Annotated in this window: 12 protein-coding genes; 5 read left to right on the plus strand and 7 right to left on the minus strand. The window is 63.7% G+C overall.

Features of this window, described 5'->3' with window-relative positions; translation table 11 throughout:
- Window positions 1-4 precede the first annotated feature (4 nt).
- The 3 genes from CAP2UW1_RS13250 to tsaB are packed head-to-tail and all read right to left on the minus strand — an operon-like array spanning window position 5 to window position 2,015.
- Window positions 5-868 (minus strand): uracil-DNA glycosylase, encoded by an 864-nt coding sequence (locus CAP2UW1_RS13250; protein ID WP_015767129.1) that lies wholly within the window; start codon window positions 866-868, stop codon window positions 5-7.
- Window positions 865-1,341 (minus strand): ribosomal protein S18-alanine N-acetyltransferase, encoded by a 477-nt coding sequence (gene rimI / locus CAP2UW1_RS13255; protein ID WP_015767130.1) that lies wholly within the window; start codon window positions 1,339-1,341, stop codon window positions 865-867. Before rimI ends, CAP2UW1_RS13250 begins: the two co-directional genes overlap by 4 nt.
- On the minus strand, window positions 1,338-2,015 hold the full coding sequence (tsaB, locus tag CAP2UW1_RS13260) for a tRNA (adenosine(37)-N6)-threonylcarbamoyltransferase complex dimerization subunit type 1 TsaB (RefSeq protein WP_041567845.1): 678 nt from the start codon (window positions 2,013-2,015) through the stop codon (window positions 1,338-1,340). Before tsaB ends, rimI begins: the two co-directional genes overlap by 4 nt.
- Window positions 2,016-2,263: 248 nt before the next feature.
- Between tsaB and glgA the strand changes: the two genes are divergently transcribed.
- Both glgA and CAP2UW1_RS13270 read left to right on the plus strand, forming a co-directional pair.
- Entirely contained in the window at window positions 2,264-3,472 is a 1,209-nt protein-coding gene (gene glgA / locus CAP2UW1_RS13265; RefSeq protein WP_015767132.1) for a glycogen synthase, read from the plus strand.
- 142 nt (window positions 3,473-3,614) lie between these two features.
- Window positions 3,615-5,576: an alpha-1,4-glucan--maltose-1-phosphate maltosyltransferase gene (locus CAP2UW1_RS13270; RefSeq protein WP_015767133.1), complete on the plus strand. Its 1,962-nt coding sequence runs from the start codon at window positions 3,615-3,617 to the stop codon at window positions 5,574-5,576.
- Between the two features lie 114 nt (window positions 5,577-5,690).
- On the opposite strand, the gene CAP2UW1_RS13275 is transcribed toward CAP2UW1_RS13270, so the two are convergent.
- On the minus strand, window positions 5,691-8,270 hold the full coding sequence (locus tag CAP2UW1_RS13275) for a glycogen/starch/alpha-glucan phosphorylase (RefSeq protein ID WP_015767134.1): 2,580 nt from the start codon (window positions 8,268-8,270) through the stop codon (window positions 5,691-5,693).
- 327 nt (window positions 8,271-8,597) lie between these two features.
- Between CAP2UW1_RS13275 and CAP2UW1_RS13280 the strand changes: the two genes are divergently transcribed.
- From CAP2UW1_RS13280 to eno, 3 genes are all read left to right on the plus strand, one after another.
- Window positions 8,598-9,719, plus strand: coding sequence for an efflux RND transporter periplasmic adaptor subunit (locus CAP2UW1_RS13280; RefSeq protein WP_015767135.1), 1,122 nt, complete (start codon window positions 8,598-8,600; stop codon window positions 9,717-9,719).
- Window positions 9,716-12,778, plus strand: coding sequence for an efflux RND transporter permease subunit (locus CAP2UW1_RS13285; RefSeq protein WP_015767136.1), 3,063 nt, complete (start codon window positions 9,716-9,718; stop codon window positions 12,776-12,778). The genes CAP2UW1_RS13280 and CAP2UW1_RS13285 overlap by 4 nt, the downstream gene beginning before the upstream one ends.
- A gap of 236 nt (window positions 12,779-13,014) precedes the next feature.
- Window positions 13,015-14,400, plus strand: a complete 1,386-nt coding sequence (gene eno, locus CAP2UW1_RS13290) for a phosphopyruvate hydratase (protein WP_081444174.1) — start codon at window positions 13,015-13,017, stop codon at window positions 14,398-14,400.
- A 60-nt stretch (window positions 14,401-14,460) separates the two neighbouring features.
- Here eno and CAP2UW1_RS13295 read toward each other — a convergent pair whose 3' ends face one another.
- The 3 genes from CAP2UW1_RS13295 to CAP2UW1_RS13305 all read right to left on the minus strand — a co-directional run bounded on the left by CAP2UW1_RS13295 (window position 14,461) and on the right by CAP2UW1_RS13305 (window position 18,166).
- Window positions 14,461-15,600 carry a hypothetical protein gene (locus CAP2UW1_RS13295; RefSeq protein ID WP_015767138.1) on the minus strand — a complete coding sequence of 380 codons (1,140 nt, stop codon included), beginning with the start codon at window positions 15,598-15,600 and terminating at the stop codon, window positions 14,461-14,463.
- A gap of 170 nt (window positions 15,601-15,770) precedes the next feature.
- Complete coding sequence (gene arsJ, locus CAP2UW1_RS13300; RefSeq protein WP_015767139.1) at window positions 15,771-17,069, minus strand: organoarsenical effux MFS transporter ArsJ; 1,299 nt, start codon at window positions 17,067-17,069, stop codon at window positions 15,771-15,773.
- 86 nt (window positions 17,070-17,155) lie between these two features.
- Window positions 17,156-18,166 carry an ArsJ-associated glyceraldehyde-3-phosphate dehydrogenase gene (locus tag CAP2UW1_RS13305; protein ID WP_015767140.1) on the minus strand — a complete coding sequence of 337 codons (1,011 nt, stop codon included), beginning with the start codon at window positions 18,164-18,166 and terminating at the stop codon, window positions 17,156-17,158.
- Window positions 18,167-18,300: the final 134 nt, after the last annotated feature.

The following is an 18,300-nucleotide window of genomic DNA, read 5'->3' on the forward strand; positions in this document are numbered from 1 at the left end:
CCGCTCACGCCGGTCGTGTGGCGGCCCCCTTGGCCATGCGCATCACGGTGCGGGCGCGACACAGATCCTCCCAGGCCTTTGCCTTGTCCGGCAGCGTACGCAGGAGGTAGGCAGGATGATAGGTCACCACCACCGGAATCGCCACTCGGCCACCTGCCCCCTCACGATACTCGAGCGGCCGCCCACGCAAGCTGGCCAGCGAGCCGACATCGCCGAGCAGGGCATGCGCCGCCGCACGACCCAGCAGAACGATCAGGCGCGGCTGGATGAGCTCGATCTGGCGTCGCAGGTAGGGCGCGCAGGCCACCATTTCGACAGCTTCAGGGGTGCGGTTGCTGGGCGGGCGGCACTTGACGGCATTGGCGATATAGACATCTGCACCACGCCTAAGATCGATAGCCGCCAGCATCGCGTCGAGCAGTTTGCCGGCGGGGCCGACGAAGGGCTCCCCACGCGCATCCTCTTCGGCTCCGGGCCCCTCGCCAATGAACAGCCAGTCGGCCCCGTGATCGCCGACACCGAGAACGGCCTGCCGCCGCTGCTCGCAGAGGCCGCAGGCGCGACAGGCAGCAACGCTCTCGGCCAACTCGTCCCAACCCAGGCGGGCAATCTGCTCGGCCCGCTCGGTCCGCTCGGTCCGCTCGGTCCGCGCGGCCGACGGCACGTCGGCAGAAGCGCCGCCTGGTAAAGGTCGCGCCTGCTCCACCGCCTGCTGATGAAGCCCTGCCCGTGTCGCATCGGCAAGCACTACAGATGGCTGACGCCCCACTGCAGGCTGCTGGCGTAGCCGCCACTGCGGAGAGAAGCCCATCTCGCGCAACAACTGCGCGCGCTGCCAGCGGGAATCTGGCGGCTGGCTCGCGTTCATGCCGAGTCCTCTGCCAGGACATGCTTCAACACCAGCGCATCCTCGCGCCCCTGCGCCGCCGGGTAATAGGCACGGCGCACACCGATCTGCCGGAAACCGAAGCGCCGGTACAGCGCCAGGGCCTTCTCGTTCGAAGGGCGCACCTCGAGCAGGAGACTCGTCGCTCCTGCCTGACGCGCGCCCTGCCTGGCGTGATTCAGCAGGCGGGCACCGAAACCCATCCGCTGGCGCTGCGCGGCCACACTGATGTTGAGCAAGTGTGCTTCATCGACTGCCATCATCAGCACGAAATAGCCGACCAATTCGCCGTCGACTCGATAACCCCAGGCGCTGTAGCCGGAAGCGATCGAATCGACGAAGTTGCCGCGAGTCCAGGGAAACGGATAGAGATCCTCTTCGATGGCCAGCACCTCGTCGACATCATCGAGGCGCATCGGCAACCCCTCGATCGCCGGGAGGAGTACGGCGCTCACGCCTTGCCTCCGCTGGCCAGGCGTTCGGCAACCGTCAGCGCCACCCGGTCACGGACATAGAGCGGCGCCGCATCAGCCGCATCGACGCCCTCGCCGCGCGCCAGGCGCAACGCACCGAGACGCGCGACGGCGCCGGCGTCGGGCATCCGCTCAGGTTCCCAGATCGCCACGCAGTCTGACAGCCGGTCACGCACCAGCGGATAGGCGGCGAGTCCATTACCACAGGCCAGCCAGCCAGACGAATCAGGAACCGGAACCTCGGACGGATGGCAGACCCTCACCGCACCCTGCGGCACTCCCGCGACCCAGGAGCCGCAATAGACCTCGCCCATGCGCGCATCGAGTGCAACGATCACCCGCGCCCCGCCGCTTGCGAGCGCCATGGCATCGAGCGTACCGACCGGAATGACCGGTAGCTGGTGCGCAATAGCCAGACCCTGGGCAACGGCGCAAGCGACGCGCAAACCGGTGAACGAACCGGGACCGGCCGCGAAGGCAATCGCATGCAGATCGGCAAAGCCGAGACGCGCTTCGCACATGGTGGCACGGATCAGCGGCAGGAGAGTCGCCGAGTGCGAAACGTCGGCAGGGCAAGCGCGCTGCAGGATGTCCCCGTCCCGCCAGACAGCGATGCTGCCCAGCGCGGTCGACGTCTCGATGGCGAGTAGGTTCATCCCGCACATTCTACCCGTCCTCCTCGCCGGCGTCGCCTGGACCACCACTTGGCAGCCCTGCGTTTGCCTGGGCGGCTCGTCGGCAGCAGCTGCTGGCCAGCGTCTTTGCCGCCCGAATCCCGAAATTGGCGTGCCGAATAGACTGCCGGATTGGTCGGCCAACGCCTTTCCCGATACAATGGCAGGGCCTTCGGAAGACGCGCGAGGAGCGCGTCCCACCCCACAACCACAGCTTAGAAAGTGCCTCGATGAAAGTACTCCTATTCACGCGAGAATACCCTCCCTATGTCTACGGCGGAGCCGGTGTTCACGTCGAGTATCTGGCCGGCGAACTCGCCAAACTGATGCATGTCGAAGTCCGCTGCTTTGGCGATCAGGACACTGTAAACGAAGGTGTTCGGGTCAAGGGCTTTCCCTTCGGCAAGGGCAGCTTCGCACACGTTGACAAGAAGCTCAGCGGCGCACTCGACACTTTCGAAACCAACCTCGAAACGCTGAGCGAGCAGGTCGACGCCGACCTGGTGCATGTGCACACCTGGTATGCACACCTCGGCGGCATCCTGGCGAAGACTCTCTACGGCATTCCGCTCGTGCATACGGTGCACTCGCTGGAGCCCTTGCGGCCGTGGAAGCGCGAGCAACTCGGTTGCGGCTACGACATGTCGTCATGGATCGAGCGTACCTCGCTCGGCCTGGCAGATGCCGTAATCGCCGTATCGCAGGGAACCAAGGACGACATCCTGGAGCATTTCGACATCGACCCGGCCAAGATCACCGTGATCTACAACGGTATCAACGTCGACCAGTACCACCCCACCGACGAGACCGCCGCACTCGACAAGTACGGCGTTGATCCGAACAAGCCAATCGTCCTCTTCGTCGGCCGGATCACTCGTCAGAAGGGAATCGTTCATCTGGTGAACGCGGTGAAGTACATCAACCCGGACGCGCAGGTAGTCCTCTGCGCCGGAGCTCCCGATACCAAAGAGGTTCTCGCCGAAATGGAAGCGGCGGTCAAGCATGTGCGCCAGGAAGGCTGCAAGAACGTCATCTGGATTCAGGAGATGGTGACCAAGGACGAGGCCATCCAGCTCTATTCGCATGCCACCGTCTTTTGTTGCCCGTCGATCTACGAGCCCTTCGGCATCATCAACCTGGAGGCCATGGCCTGCCGCACGGCAGTCGTCGCAAGCGCTGTCGGCGGCATCAAGGAGGTCGTCATCGACGGCGTCACCGGCTACCTCGTGCCACTCGAGCAGCTGCACGTGGCACCCTTCGAACCGGTTGACCCCGACGTCTTCTCGCGTGACCTGGCTGCGGCCATCAACAAGGTGCTCGACGACCCGCAACTGGCCGACGCGATGGCCGCCGCCGGCCAGAAGCGTGCGCGCGACGTCTTCAGTTGGGCGAGCATTGCACAGCAAACGAAGGATCTCTACGATTCGCTGCTGAAATGACCCCCCTGCACGCCTTCGCTGCACGGCACGGCGGTCGCCGCGCGGCGAGCGGGTGGCACTGTGGCGTCCCGCGAGGGCCGCTTCAGATCAGGTTTGACTGTTTTCTTCCGGCCTCGCCGGTTCAGTATTTAGGAGCAGCATAATGGTTCCCCAAGACTACCCACGTGTGATCATCGAAGCGGTCGAACCGCAAGTCGACGGCGGTCGCTTCCCCATCAAACGCGTCGTCGGCGAGAAGGTTGCCGTCAGCGCCGACATCTACAAGGAAGGCCACGACAAGCTGGCGGCTGTGCTCAAGGTGCGCAAGGTCGGCGAGAAGAAGTGGCAGGAAAGCCCGATGACCCAGGGCGACAACGACCGCTGGCAGGGCGAGTTCACGGTTACCGCAGTGGGTCGCTGGGAGTACACCATCGAGGGCTACGCCGAGCGCTACCTGTCATGGGTGGACGAGATCACCAAGAAGAACGTAGGCGGTGCCACTTTGAGCAGCGAGTTGCTCGAGGGACTGGTGATTCTCAAGAAGTCGGCGGCGGCGGCGGCGGCGGGCGGTGACCGCACGCGCATGAACGGTATCATCGCCGCCATGGAGAGCGCACTCGCCGCGGGCGAGCAGCAAGGTGCCATCGACATGGGGATCGGTACCGTCATGCGCAGCATGATGGCCAGATATCCAGATCGCAGCGAGGGCTACGAACTGGCGCCGGCGCTGAAAATCATGGTCAATCGGCCGATCACGCGTTTTGCGTCGTGGTACGAGTTCTTTCCGCGCTCGCAGGGCACCGTGCCGTACCGGCATGGCACGCTGCAGGACTGTATTCGTCGCCTGCGCGCAATCCACGCGATGGGCTTCGACGTCGTCTACCTACCACCCATTCACCCTATCGGTGTCAGCTTCCGCAAGGGCAAGAACAACAGTCTGGTGTCCATACCCGGCGATGTCGGCAGTCCGTGGGCAATCGGCAACGAGCATGGCGGCCACATGGCGCTCGAGCCGCAGCTCGGAACGTGGGACGACTGGGATCAGTTCGTCGCCACCTGTCGCGAGCTGGAGATCGAGATTGCCCTCGATTACGTCATGAATTGCTCGCCGGACCATCCCTACGTCAGCGAGCACCCGGACTGGTTTTTCCATCGTCCCGACGGGTCGTTCAAGTACGCCGAAAACCCGCCGAAGAAGTACCAGGACGTCTATCCGCTGAACTTCGGCACCAGCGATCGCGCCGGGCTCTGGCAGGAAATGCTCAAGATCTTCCTGTTCTGGGTCGGCAAGGGCGTCACCACGTTCCGCGTCGACAACCCGCACACCAAGCCGGTGCCGTTCTGGGAATGGGTGATCGGCGAAGTCCACCGGCAACACCCGGAAGTCATCTTCCTGGCCGAGGCGTTCACCAAGCCGAAGATGATGCGACTACTGGCGAAGGTAGGCTTCGCCCAGTCCTACACCTACTTTACGTGGCGCAACGAGAAGCAGGAGCTCACTGACTATGTCAACGAGCTGACCAGCGGCGAAATGAAGGAGTACTTCACCGGCAACTTCTTCGCCAACACGCCGGATATCCTGCCGCCTATCCTCCAGTACGGTGGCCGGCCGGCATTCATCATCCGGGCTGTTCTGGCGGCAACACTGTCCAGCGTCTACGGCATCTACAGTGGCTACGAACTATGTGAAAACCAGGCGATTCCCGGCAAGGAGGAATACCTCGACTCCGAGAAATACGAGATCAAGGTGCGCGACTGGAAGGCACCCGGACACATCGTGCAGATCATCACGTTGATCAACAACATCCGCCACGATTCGCCCGCCCTGCAGACGTACAACAATGTGCTGTTCCTGACCACCGACAACCCGAAGATCATCGCCTACGCCAAGATGACCGAGGACAGGTCGGACATCATCGTCTGCATTGTCAACCTCGACCCCTTCCACAAACACTACACGACGCTGCATGTGCCACTCGCCACCTTCGGCATCGACGAGGACGAGCAATACCAGGCGCACGACCTGCTTTCCGACGAACGCTACCGCTGGCGCGGGCCGACGGCTTACGTCGAACTCAGCCCGAGCACCAAAATGGCGCACATCATCAAGATCCGTCGCTGGTAGGAGGTCACCCGGCAAGGTGCGCAAGCACCTTGCCGGGTGGAGCGACCGACCCCACCCCGGCCGAGGCAGGTCCTCGGGGAGCAATGACGGGGGGAAGGCTCCCCCCGCCCTGCTTTACCCGGCTCCCGCGGTGGCGCGCCTGAACTGCATGTCCTCGGCGGAGAGTTCGGTGAGCTCGATGCGTACCGGCTTCACTTTCCAGATTTCCTCGCAGTACTCGCGGATGGCCCGATCGGACGAGAAGAATCCCGAACGCGCCACGTTGAGAATGGACATGCGCGACCAGTGCTCGCGGTCGAGATAAGCGGCCGACACCCTGGCCTGACAGTCGATATACGACTGGAAGTCGGCAAGCAGCATGTACTCGTCGTGATTGAGCAGGTGATCGATCATCGGCCTGAAGACGTCGCGATCCCCCTTGGTGAAGAAACCGGAGTCGATCAGGTCGATCACTTCACGCAAGTGCGGGTTCGTTTCGTAGTAGGTACGGGGTCGGTAACCCAAGCGCCGGACTTCCTTGACCTCGGGGGTGGTCATTCCGAACAGGAAGAAGTTCTCGTCGCCGACCTCTTCGCGGATCTCGACGTTGGCGCCGTCGAGCGTGCCGATGGTCAGCGCGCCGTTCATCTGGAACTTCATGTTGCCCGTCCCCGAGGCCTCCTTGCCGGCAAGCGAGATTTGTTCGGACAGGTCGGATCCCGGAAAGATGAGGTGCGCGTTCTTGACGTTGTAGTTCGGCACGAAGACGACCTGCAGCTTGCCGCGCATGGCTGGATCGCGACCAATCACATCGGCAACGGCGGTGACCAGCCTGATCATCAGCTTGGCCATGAAGTAACCCGGCGCCGCCTTGCCGCCGAAGATCACCGTGCGCGGCGCCACCTCGAGGTTAGGATTGTCCTTCAGGCGTTTGTACAGCGACACGACGTGCAGCAGGTTCAAGTGCTGCCGCTTGTACTCATGGATGCGTTTGACCTGAACGTCGAACATCGACGCCGGATCGGCATCCACGAAGGCCACGCGTTTGATCTCGCCGACGAGCCGGTTCTTGTTCCCTGTCTTGACTTTGCGCCAGGCCTCACGGAAGGCCGGATCGTCGGCAAACGGTTCGAGTTCGCGCAAGCGCGCCATGTCCTTCGGCCAGCCGCTGCCAATCGTTTCGTCGATGAGGGCCGACATCGTCGGATTCGACAGGAGCACGAAGCGGCGCGGTGTCACGCCGTTGGTCTTGTTGGTGAACTTTTCCGGCCACATCTCGTAGAAGTCCCTCAGGACATCAGACTTCAGCAACTCGGTGTGCAGTGCCGCCACGCCATTGACGGCGAAGCTGCCGGCGACTGCCAGATGTGCCATGCGCACATAGCGTGGCCCATCCTCGTCGATCAGCGACATCCGCCGAAGCCTGGCATCATCGCCCGGAAAATGAATTCGCACATCGTCGAGGAAACGCTCGTTGATCTCGCAGATGATCTCGAAATGCCGCGGCAGCACGCGCTGGAACAGCGGCAGCCGCCATTTCTCGAGCGCCTCGGGCAATAGCGTGTGATTGGTGTAGGCAAACGTCTTGCGCGTAATCGACCAGGCCTGGGCCCATTCCATGCCGTATTCGTCAACCAGCAGGCGCATCAACTCGGCCACGGCAATCGACGGATGCGTATCGTTGAGCTGGACGACGAACTTTTCGTGAAAGTGATCGAGATTCTTCTCGCGCTGCAGTTGCAGGCGAATCATGTCCTGCAGCGAGCAGGAAACGAAGAAGTATTGCTGTTCGAGCCGAAGTATCTGGCCCGCTTCCTGTTCATCGTTCGGGTACAGTACCTTGGTAATTGTCTCCGACGAGATCTGTGCATTGACCGACTCATCGTAGTTACCGGCGTTGAACGCTGCGAAGTCGAACTCCTCCGGCGCCTCTGCCGCCCACAGCCTGAGCCGATTGGGCGTGTTCACGCCATAGCCAAGGATGGGCATGTCCCAGGCGGTACCGCGCACGAGTTTTCCGGGGACCCACTGGACGCGCAAGCGACGACTACCGGTAGCCTCGTACTGATGTTCGGTATGGCCACCGAGCTTGATGTCAAAAGCAATGTTCGGACGATGGATCAGCCATGGACTGCCCGCACGCAACCATTTGTCGGTCAGTTCGACCTGCCAGCCATCCCGGATCGTCTGCGTGAAAATACCGAACTCGTAGCGAATTCCATAGCCGATGGCGGGAATCTCGAGGGTGGCCAGCGAATCGAGGTAGCACGCCGCCAGGCGCCCAAGGCCACCGTTGCCGAGGCCAGGCTCACCTTCCTCATCGAGCAGCGAATCGAGATCGAGCCCGAGCTCGCTCAAGGCTTGCCGGGCGGTCTCGTGGATGCCGAGATTGATCAGGTTGTTGCCGAGTTGCGGACCGATCAGGAACTCGGCGGACATGTAGCAGACGGTACGACTGCCACGTTCGCGGTAGGTGCGGGCGGTCTGCACCCAGCGTTGCAGCAGACGGTCACGCACTGCCTGCGCGAGCGCATGGAAGCAGTCGCGGCGCGTCGCCACAGCGGGGAAACGGGCCTGCACATACACCAGCTTGTCGAGCAGGGCACGCTTCAGCGCGTCCACGCCCAGCCCGGTGCGCCGGTCCTCCCGGCCGACAAGCGGCAGCGCAGCCGCCGGCGGTGAGGCCCCGCTTGCTCCCAGTTGTTCATCGTTCATTTCAATACCTCCTCCATTTCCTGGTCTCCGGTGAGTGAGTAACCGTGAATCTCCTGCCCATGATCCACGCCGGCGTCGAGTCTATAGCATTGCGCCGAAGTTCGCACCCATGGTCCGGGCACGGATTTTTTTGGACGTTGCTCCCGGTGCTTCGTCCGCCGGGCCCTGCGGTTTCGACACCACGGCGGAGAGCGTCCCCAGGAAGCCATCCTCCTGACGATCGGCGTCGGTCGCGGAAACACCAAACGCGTGAAGTTCGGCGACAATAGGCGGGGGGCCAGCGCCTCGCGACTCCTTCCCTGCCGACCATCCGTCTGAAAACGAAGAATGAACAAGACCACCGTATTGCTGTTGGCGGCCTTCACCGCACTCGCCCTCCCGGGCTGCCAGGAAAAAGCGGCGTCGTCCCAGGCAAGCCCCGCCACCAAGCCGGCCCTCACCGCCACCACAGCGACCCCGCAACTGCTCGACTGGCCGCTGACCCTTGCCGCCGGCGGCAACGTCGCCGCCTGGCAGGAAGCGGTCATCGGCGCCGAACTGAGCAATTACCGCATTACCGAGGTCCGCGCCAGCATCGGCGACGAGGTCAAGAGAGGTGACGTTCTGGCCCGCATTGCCAGCGACGCGGTGGACAGCGAACTGTCGGAAGCCCGCGCCAGCGTCGCTGAAGCCGAAGCGACGCTGGCCGAGGCGCGCGCCAACAACGAGCGCGCGCGGCAGTTGCGGGAGCAGGGTTTCTACAGCCCGCAGCAGGGCATCCAGAGCCAGACCGCGGCGGCGACCGCGCTCGCCCGCCTGAACGCGGCGAGAGCGCGGCAGCAATCCGCCGAATTGCGCCGCTCGAAGGCCGTAGTCCTTTCGCCCGATGATGGCATCGTCTCCGCCCGCGGCGCGACCGTCGGTTCGCTGACACAGCCGGGAGAGGAACTGTTTCGCCTGATTCGCGGTGGGCGCCTGGAGTGGCGGGCCGAAGTCACGGCTGCCGAACTCGGACACTTCACACCTGGCCTGGCGGCACGCGTGGAGAGTCCGAACGGCGTCAGCGTTACCGGCCGTGTTCGCAGTGTCGCGCCAACCGTGGATCCGGAAACCCGTAACGGACTGGTCTATGTCGATCTCCCCCTGCAGGCTGCCCGGACCTTGAGCGCCGGCATGTTCACCAGCGGCCAGTTCGAACTCGGGCAGCGCCCGGCGCTGACCTTGCCGCAATCGGCGGTGCACCTGCGCGAGGGCTTTGCCTACGTGTTCCGCGTCGAGTCCGCCAGTCAGCCGGCAGGTAACGCGCTGCTCAAGGTGACGCAAGCGAATGTCACCACCGGCCGCCGCCGCGGCGATCGGATCGAGATCACCAGCGGACTCGATCCCTCGGCACAGGTCGTCGCCAGCGGCGGCGGCTTCCTCGCCGACGGCGACAGCGTGCGCATCGTCGCCGCCGATCAGCAGCCATGAACGTCTCCTCCTGGTCGATACGCAACCCGATTCCGGCGGTGTTGCTGTTCGTCATGCTCACCCTGTTCGGCGTGATGTCCTTCAAGGCCATGAAGATCCAGCAGTTCCCGGACGTCGACCTGCCAACGGTGACGGTCAGTGCCACTCTGCCCGGCGCCGCGCCGGCGCAAATGGAAACCGAGGTGGCACGCAAGATCGAGAATTCCGTCGCCACCGTGCAGGGCGTCAAGCACATCTATACCAAGGTGCAGGATGGTACAGCGACCGTCACCGTCGAATTCCGTCTCGAGAAGCCGACACAGGAAGCGGTCGACGACGTTCGCGACGCCGTCTCCCGCATTCGCTCCGACCTCCCGGGCGACCTCAAGGATCCAGTGATTTCCCGAGTCAGTCTGGCCGGGGCGCCGATTCTCACTTACACCGTGGCAGCAAGCCGGATGGACGACGAGGCTCTGTCGTGGTTCGTCGATAACACCGTCACCAAGACCCTTCTGAATGTCCGCGGTGTCGGCGCCGTAACCCGCGTCGGAGGCGTCAGCCGCGAGATCCGCATCGAGGTCGATCCGGCGCGTCTGCTCGCGCTGCGCGCGACGGCAGCCGATATCTCCCGCCAACTGCGACAGATTCAGCAGGAGGGTTCAGGCGGCCGCGCCGACGTCGGCGGCGCCGAACAGGCCGTGCGAACCATCGCTACCGTCCGCAGTGCCGAAGAGCTTGGCGCGATTGAAATCGCTCTCACGGACGGTCGCCGGGTGCGCCTCAACCAACTGGCGACGGTGACCGATACGGTCGCCGAACAACGATCGGCGGCCTTGCTCAACGGCAAGCCGGTCGTCGGCTTCGAAATCGTGCGCGCCCGCGGTGCCGGCGAAGTCGATGTCGCCGACGGCGTGCGCCTCGCCCTGGCGACACTGCAGACCACGCATTCCGACATCGACATCACCGAAGCCTTCAATTTCGTCGACCCGGTCGTCGAGAACTTCGAGGGATCGATGTGGCTGTTGATCGAAGGTGCCGTTCTTGCCGTCATCGTCGTCTGGCTTTTCCTGCGCGACTGGCGGGCCACCTTCGTTTCCGCGACGGCGCTGCCGCTGTCGATGATCCCGACCTTCGCGGCGATGCACCTGTTGGGTTTCACGCTCAACGTCGTCACCCTGCTTTCGCTGTCGCTGGTGGTCGGCATTCTCGTGGACGACGCCATCGTCGAGATCGAGAACATCATGCGCCACCTGCGCATGGGCAAGACGCCCTATCAGGCGGCGATGGAAGCCGCCGACGAAATCGGCATGGCCGTCATCGCCACGACCTTCGCGCTGATCGCCGTCTTTCTGCCGACCGCCTTCATGAGTGGCGTAGCCGGCAAGTTCTTCGTTCACTTCGGGTGGACGGCAGCGATTGCCGTCTTCTTCTCGCTGGTCGTCGCGCGCATGCTGACGCCAATGATGGCCGCCTACCTCCTGCGCCCGCCGAGGAGTGAGCACGGCGAAGCGCGCTGGCTGGAAATCTACACCGGCTGGGCTGCCTGGTGCCTGCGGCACCGGCTGAAGACCGTACTCGCCACGGTCTGTTTCTTCTTCGGTTCCTTCGCGCTGGTGCCGCTCCTGTCGACCGGCTTCATCCCGCCGGACGACCTCTCGCAGACCCAGGTCTACCTCTCGCTGCAGCCGGGCAGCACCTTCAAGGAGACCTTCGCCGCCGCGGAAACGGCCCGCCGCGTCGTCGAAACCAACCCGCATGTCAAGTTGGTCTATACCGCCATCGGCGGCGGCGCCACCGGCAGCGATCCGTTTGCGCCGCGCGGCGCCGCCGAGGCGCGCAAGGCGACGCTGACCATCAATATGACGCCGCGCGCGGAGCGTCGGGGCGTTCGGAAGCAGGATGTCGAGCGGCAGTTGCGCGAGGCCCTGGAGGTGTTGCCAGGCGTCCAGGTCAGGGTCGGCCTCGGTGGCTCGAGCGAGAAGTACGTGCTGGTGCTGGCCAGCGAGAACGGCCCGCTGCTCACCGAACATGCCCGCACCGTCGAACGCGAACTGCGCACCCTGCCGGGTATCGGCGCCATCACCAGCACCGCCAGCCTGGTCCGTCCGGAACTCGTCGTCCGCCCGGATTTTGCGGCCGCCGCCGATCTCGGCGTGACCTCGGCGGCGATCGCCGACGTGCTGCGCATCGCCACCGCCGGCGACTACGACCAGAGTCTGGCCAAGCTCAATCTGGCGCAGCGCCAGATCCCCATCGTCGTCAAGCTGCCGCAAGAAGCGCGTGAGGACTTGAGCCTGCTCGAACGTCTGACCGTGCCCGGCAAGAACGGCCCGGTGATGATAGGAGCCGTCGCCAGCCTGAACCTCTCCGGCGGACCGGCCGAGATCGACCGCTACGACCGCCTGCGCAACATCAACTTCGAGATCGAACTGAACCAGCAACCGCTCGGCGAAGTGGAGAAGCTGGCGCTCGCCCTGCCGAGCCTGAAGCACCTGCCTGCCGGCATCCTGCAGACGACGGTCGGTGACGCCGAAGCGATGGGCGAACTCTTCCAGAGCTTCGGTCTGGCGATGCTCACCGGCGTCCTCTGTATCTATATCGTGCTGGTGCTGCTGCTCAGGGATTTCGTGCAGCCGGCCACCATTCTGGCCGCGCTGATCCTCTCGGTGCCCGGCGCCTTCCTGGCGCTCTTCGTCACGCAGACCGCCGTGTCGATGCCGTCGATGATCGGCCTGATCATGCTGATGGGAATCGCCACCAAGAACTCGATCCTGCTCATCGACTACGTCATCCTCGCCCGCCGCGAGCACGGGCTGGACCGCTGGAGCGCACTGCTCGACGCCTGCCGCAAGCGTGCCCGGCCGATCGTCATGACGACCGTCGCGATGGGCGCCGGCATGCTGCCGATCGCCATCGGCCTGGGCACCGATCCGAGCTTCCGCGCACCGATGGCGATCGTCGTCATCGGCGGGCTGATCACCTCGACCTTCCTCAGCCTGCTGGTCGTTCCGGTCGTCTTCACCTACGTCGACGACGCCATTCACCAACTCAAGAAGCTGCTGCCGGGACCGCACGCCTGATCGAACGCCAGCCGGGTGATGGGCGTCCATTCACCTCACCGTCGCAGGTTCCGGCGAGATCGTTTCTCGCCCATGTCGCATGGTTCGCGAGCGGCATCCGGGTGGCTCGCATATTTCTTGGCACAAGTTCCCTTTCCGGGCCTGTAGGCATTGCACCGTGTCATCCGAATTCGGTATGATCGACCGCAGCAGTTTCCCGCGACGTTTCCTCCAAACCACTCCCACGGAGCTCGATCATGGCAAAAGCCGAAAAAGCAAAGAAGACCCCGAAAGCTGAACAAACCGAAGAGGTGGCACCTGTCGCCACCCCTGAATTCGTCAAGATTACCAAGGTCGTCGGTCGCCAGATCCTCGACTCGCGCGGCAACCCGACCATCGAGGTCGACGTTACCCTCGACAACGGTTTCATGGCGCGTGCCGCCGTACCGTCGGGGGCGTCGACCGGCGAATTCGAAGCGTGCGAACTGCGCGATGGCGACAAGAAGGTTTACCTCGGCAAGGGCGTTCTGAAGGCTGTTGGCGCCGTCAATACCCAGATCGCCAAGCTCCTCAAGGGCAAGAACCCGCTCAACCAGCGTGAACTCGACGAAGCCATGATCGCGCTGGATGGCACGCCCAACAAGTCCAACCTGGGTGCGAACGCCATCCTGGGAGCGTCGATGGCGATTACCCTGGCGGGCGCCAACGTCAGCAAGATGCCGCTCTGGAAGTACATCGGCAAGATTCACAAGAACCGCGATTTCGCCTTGCCGACGCCCATGGCGAACATCATCAACGGTGGCAAGCATGCCGACAACCTGATCGACTTTCAGGAATTCATGATCATGCCGGTGGGCGCCGAGTCCTTCTCGCAAGGCCTGCAATGGATTACCGAAGTCTTCCATGCGCTGAAGGCGATCCTGAAGAAGGGCGGCCACGTCACCGCCGTCGGTGACGAAGGTGGCTTCGCCCCCAACCTGACCAACGACGAATCCCTCGAAGTTGTCATGCAGGCGATCGTCGCCGCTGGCTACAAGCCCGGCAAGCAGATCGCCATCGCCCTTGACTGCGCGTCTTCCGAACTCTTCGACGAGGGTGGCCGCAAGGGCTACAAGTTCTGGAAGTCGAATCCTGACAAGCTGTTCACCGACGACGAGATGATCGCGGTGTACACGGACTGGTGCAAGAAGTACCCGATCGTCTCGATCGAGGATGGTCTCGACCAGAGCGACTGGGAAGGCTACGTCAAGCTCACCAAGGCGCTCGGCGACAAGGTTCAGATCGTCGGCGACGACTTCTTCGTCACCAACCCGGTTCGCCTCAAGCAGGGCATCGACATGAAGGCGGCCAATGCGATCCTCATCAAGGTCAACCAGATCGGCACGGTGACCGAGACTCTCGACGCCATCAAGATGGCGCAGAAGGCGGGCTACGGCGTCATCTCGTCGCACCGTTCCGGCGAAACCGAAGACTCCTTCATCGCCGACCTGGCCGTCGGTACCGGCGCCGGCCAGATCAAGACCGGTTCGCTGTCGCGTACCGACCGCATCTGCAAGTACAATCAGTTGCTGCGCATAGAGGAGCAACTGGGCAGCAAGGCCGTCTACAAGGGTCTGAAGTCGATCAAGGGCGCTGGCTTCTAAGCTGACTGCTCACAGAAGAAAGGCATCGCCCTGGCGGTGCCTTTTTTTCGTCCCAGTCCATCACAAGCCCGCCTTGTCGAGCCGTCTGATGAAGGCGAGTTTGCGCGCGTGCACCTGACGTAGTGACGCGATGCGCAGCCGAAAGTCGCCGCCTCTGCTGCGCGCATCGAGGTCTCGCAGGTCGACCAGGTGCCGCAGGGCCTGATCGTAGCCCGCCGCCTGCGTGGTGGCGACGAGCGCGTCGATTTCGGCCCATAGCCTGGCCTCGCGGCCGACGAGACTGTCCAGATGTTTCTCCCTGGCGACTGCCTCCTCCCGCTCGCGCCGCATCTTCTCCTCGGCCCGCTTCTCGGTCTCGATGCGTCTCCTCTGCTGCGCGTGCGCCTTGGCAGCCGCGAGCAGTTGCCCGACTGTCCTGCCCGTGGTCACGGGCCCTGACCCAGCGGCGCCGCGCTGCTGGCGGAAGCGTTGCTGCAGCTCCGTGACAGCGACTTGCTCCGACTCGATGACGAGTCTCGTGAGCAGCTCGTCTTTTTCCGGGGCGGCAAGCGTGCCAACCCAGACAAGAAACTCGTCGCGATCGAGCACAAGGTCCGAGAGCGGCGAACTCGCCTTGGCGGCGACATGCAGCAGATCATCGTCAATGCGCAGGAACTCGGCCAGACTGACCAGCGAGGCACTGAGCTGGCCAAGGCCCGGCGGCACCGGCGGTTCCGGTTCCTTGTGGTCGATCTCGCCCGCTTGCACCCGCAGCAGCCAGCCGAGGTAGAGCGCCCGCAGATCGCCGCGCGCCAGCTCGGCCCGTACGGAGATCAGCGACGAAAGCCGGCCCTCGCCTTCCACCCATTCGCCACCCTCCTCTTCGTCGGAGGCGAACGAGAGGATGAGCTTGCCGGATTTCACATTGACGAAAGCGCTGTCGCTGCCGAAGTATGTCAGGGCGCTCGCCGGATTCAGCAGGCGCGGCGGCAGGCGCAGTTTCAGGCGGTGCGAGCCCCAGTTGGCGAGGTAGAGGAAGGCGTCGAAGTAGCGCTCCATCCACACGTCCGGCTGACCTTTGAAGTCGCCCCAGGAGTACTCGTTGACAAAACTCGTCGGCGTGATGCGCGCCCGTGTCGAGATCGAGCGCAACTCGCTCATTTCGGCAGCGGTGAGCGGCCGGTCGATGGCCTGGAATTCGTAGTATTGGTACTCGCTCATGGGCTTGGACTGGCGATGAGGAATGGGCAAACCACAGCGTCTGAAGTATAGACAGCCCGGAAGAACCTGGTCAATCGCGCCGGCCAGAAAGTCGTCAGCAGCCCCGGCGACGGTTTGCGCGGTGGCTGACGATGAGCAGCGGCGCCTTGTCGAGCGCCGGGGCGTGCGCGCTAATCCCCCAGATCGCCGAGCTTGATCGGCTTCGAGCGCGGACCGATATGGCGCGGCAGCAGCAGCGACAGCAGACCGGCGACGAAAACGAAGGCCGACGACGCCCACAGGCAGGCGACTAGGCCGTTGCTCGGCCCGCTCTGCAACCCCCACTGATAGAGAGCGCCCGAGAGCACCGTGCCGGCCAGGCGACCGGCGGCGTTGGCCATGTAGTAGAAGCCGACGTTCATCGCCACCTTGTCGCTATCGGTGTAGGCCAGGATCAGGTACGAGTGCACCGCCGAATTCAGCGCAAACACCGCGCCGAAAATGATGAGTCCGGCGACGACGACGGTGCTCGGTGCCACCCCGGCAGTGAGTCCGAGGGCAATGCTGGCCGGCAGCGCGGCAAGGACGAACGCCAGGATCGTCGCCGTCCGCCCGTCCGGTTCGTGCTGCCCCTCGACGCGGCTGCGCAACAGGCCGGGAGTCGCCGCCTGGACGATCCCATAGCCGATGACCCACACCGCGAGAAAGCCGCCGGACTGCCAGAAAGTCCAGCCGAGGACGCTCGACAGGAACACCGGCAGCCCGACGACGAACCACACGTCACGCGCCCCGAAGAGGAAGATGCGCGCCGCGGCCAGCTTGTTGACCGCGCCGTTGCGGGAGAACATCTGCCCGAACTTCGCTTTCTTGTTGGCCAGACCGAGGCCTCCCCGCATCAGGAAAGCGGCAAGGACCAGGGTGCTCGCGACCAGCGCGACGAGCAGTTTCAGCGCCGTCTGGAAGTCGAGCAAAGTCAGCAACAGGCCACCCAGGAAGAAGCCGACTCCCTTCAGCGCGTTCTTGGACCCGGTGAGGATCGAGACCCAACGATAAAGCGTCGCCGACGAATCCTCGGGAACGATCAGCTTGACGGCGCTCTTCGAACTCATCTTGGTCATGTCCTTGGCGATCCCGCTCAAGGCCTGCGAAGCCATCACCCAGGCGACGACGAGCCAGCCCTGAGGTGCGAAGGCGAGCATCGACAGCGCCACCAACTGCGTGCCGAGGCCGATGAACAGCGTCGTCTTGAGCCCGAAGCGGGCACCGATGTAACCGCCGAAGAGATTGGTGACGATGCCGAAGACTTCATAGAAGATGAACAGCGAAGCGACGGCCAACGGGGTGTAACCAAGGTTGTAGAAATAGAACAGCACCAGCATGCGCGTCGCGCCGTCGGTCACCGTGTCGGCCCAGTAGGCGCCGGTCACCAGCACGTAGTTGCGCAAGCCGGCGCGCGCAGCGTCGCTCCTGGGCGGGGATGGATCGCTCATCGTTTTCCTCCTGTGGGGTGCGGGTAGGCCCTGCCGTCATCCGCGTCGCGGCGTGACGGCGCCGGCAGCGATGTCGGGAAGCGCGCCTACATCGACAAGGCAAGCTTGCGCGCGAGTTCGACGTAACGATTGGCGTAACCCCATTCGTTGTCGTACCAGGCGTAAATCTTGACCATGGTGCCGTTGATCACCAGCGTGTGCGCGGCGTCAACGATCGACGAACGCGGATCACCGGCGTAGTCCATCGACACCAGCGGCCGCTCCTCGTAGCCCAGGATGCCTTTCAGAGCGCCTTCGGCAGCCGCCTTGAGGAGGCCGTTGACCTCCTCGACGCTGGTCGGGCGCCGCATCTCGAAGACGCAGTCTGTAATCGAGGCATTGAGCAGCGGCACGCGCACCGCGTGGCCGTCGAGTTTGCCCTTCAGTTCCGGGAATATCAGCGCGATCGCCGTCGCCGAACCGGTCGTCGTCGGCACCAGCGACAGGCTCGAGGCGCGCGCGCGACGCAGGTCCTTGTGCATCTGGTCGTGTACGCTCTGCGTGTTGGTCGAACTGTGGATCGTCGTGATCATGCCATGCGAGATGCCGATTGCCTCATGCACGACCTTGACCACCGGCGCCAGGCAGTTGGTGGTGCACGAGGCCGCCGTGACGATGTGGTCACGCGCCGGGTCGTAGAGCTGGTCATTGACGCCCATGACGATGTTCAGCGTATCGCCGCCCTTGACCGGCGCGGCAACGATCACCTTCTTCACCCCCGCCGCCAAGTAGGGCGTCAGCTCCTCGACCGTCCGCCACTTGCCACTGGCTTCGAGGACGATGTCCACTCCGGCCTCGCGCCACGGTCCGCCGGCGACATCTTTGGCGCTGCTATAGCCGATCGATTCGCCGTCGATCACCATCCGCCCATTGCTGACGCTTACCTCGTGCTGCCAGCGGCGTTGCACCGAATCGAACTCGAGCAGGTGCGCCGCGGAGTCGACCGGGCCGTTCGCCTCATTGATGTGCACGAACTCCAGTTCCGGGGTGTTCCACGCTGCGCGCAGCGCCAGCCTGCCGATACGACCGAAACCGTTGATACCAACCCTGACAGTCATTTCCCGTTCCTCCGAATGGTAAGTGAGGCTCGGCTGGACAGCCAGCGAGCCGAAGACAGAACGTCACACGCGACGTCTCTTTGCGAAACATTTTTATATTGCTAGAATATTAGAAGTATGTAAACCCCGGCTCA

The sequence above is a fragment of the Candidatus Accumulibacter phosphatis genome, from assembly GCF_000024165.1.
Taxonomy (GTDB): domain Bacteria; phylum Pseudomonadota; class Gammaproteobacteria; order Burkholderiales; family Rhodocyclaceae; genus Accumulibacter; species Accumulibacter phosphatis.

Bases quoted from the DNA above. Each gene is read 5' to 3' on its own strand.
- tsaB (WP_041567845.1), bottom strand. From the start codon at position 2,015: ATGAACCTACTCGCCATCGAGACGTCGACCGCGCTGGGCAGCATCGCT.
- CAP2UW1_RS13285 (WP_015767136.1), top strand. From the start codon at position 9,716: ATGAACGTCTCCTCCTGGTCGATACGCAACCCGATTCCGGCGGTGTTG.
- CAP2UW1_RS13275 (WP_015767134.1), bottom strand. From the start codon at position 8,270: ATGAACGATGAACAACTGGGAGCAAGCGGGGCCTCACCGCCGGCGGCT.
- CAP2UW1_RS13250 (WP_015767129.1), bottom strand. From the start codon at position 868: ATGAACGCGAGCCAGCCGCCAGATTCCCGCTGGCAGCGCGCGCAGTTG.
- eno (WP_081444174.1), top strand. From the start codon at position 13,015: ATGGCAAAAGCCGAAAAAGCAAAGAAGACCCCGAAAGCTGAACAAACC.
- CAP2UW1_RS13280 (WP_015767135.1), top strand. From the start codon at position 8,598: ATGAACAAGACCACCGTATTGCTGTTGGCGGCCTTCACCGCACTCGCC.
- glgA (WP_015767132.1), top strand. From the start codon at position 2,264: ATGAAAGTACTCCTATTCACGCGAGAATACCCTCCCTATGTCTACGGC.
- CAP2UW1_RS13305 (WP_015767140.1), bottom strand. From the start codon at position 18,166: ATGACTGTCAGGGTTGGTATCAACGGTTTCGGTCGTATCGGCAGGCTG.
- CAP2UW1_RS13295 (WP_015767138.1), bottom strand. From the start codon at position 15,600: ATGAGCGAGTACCAATACTACGAATTCCAGGCCATCGACCGGCCGCTC.
- arsJ (WP_015767139.1), bottom strand. From the start codon at position 17,069: ATGAGCGATCCATCCCCGCCCAGGAGCGACGCTGCGCGCGCCGGCTTG.
- CAP2UW1_RS13270 (WP_015767133.1), top strand. From the start codon at position 3,615: ATGGTTCCCCAAGACTACCCACGTGTGATCATCGAAGCGGTCGAACCG.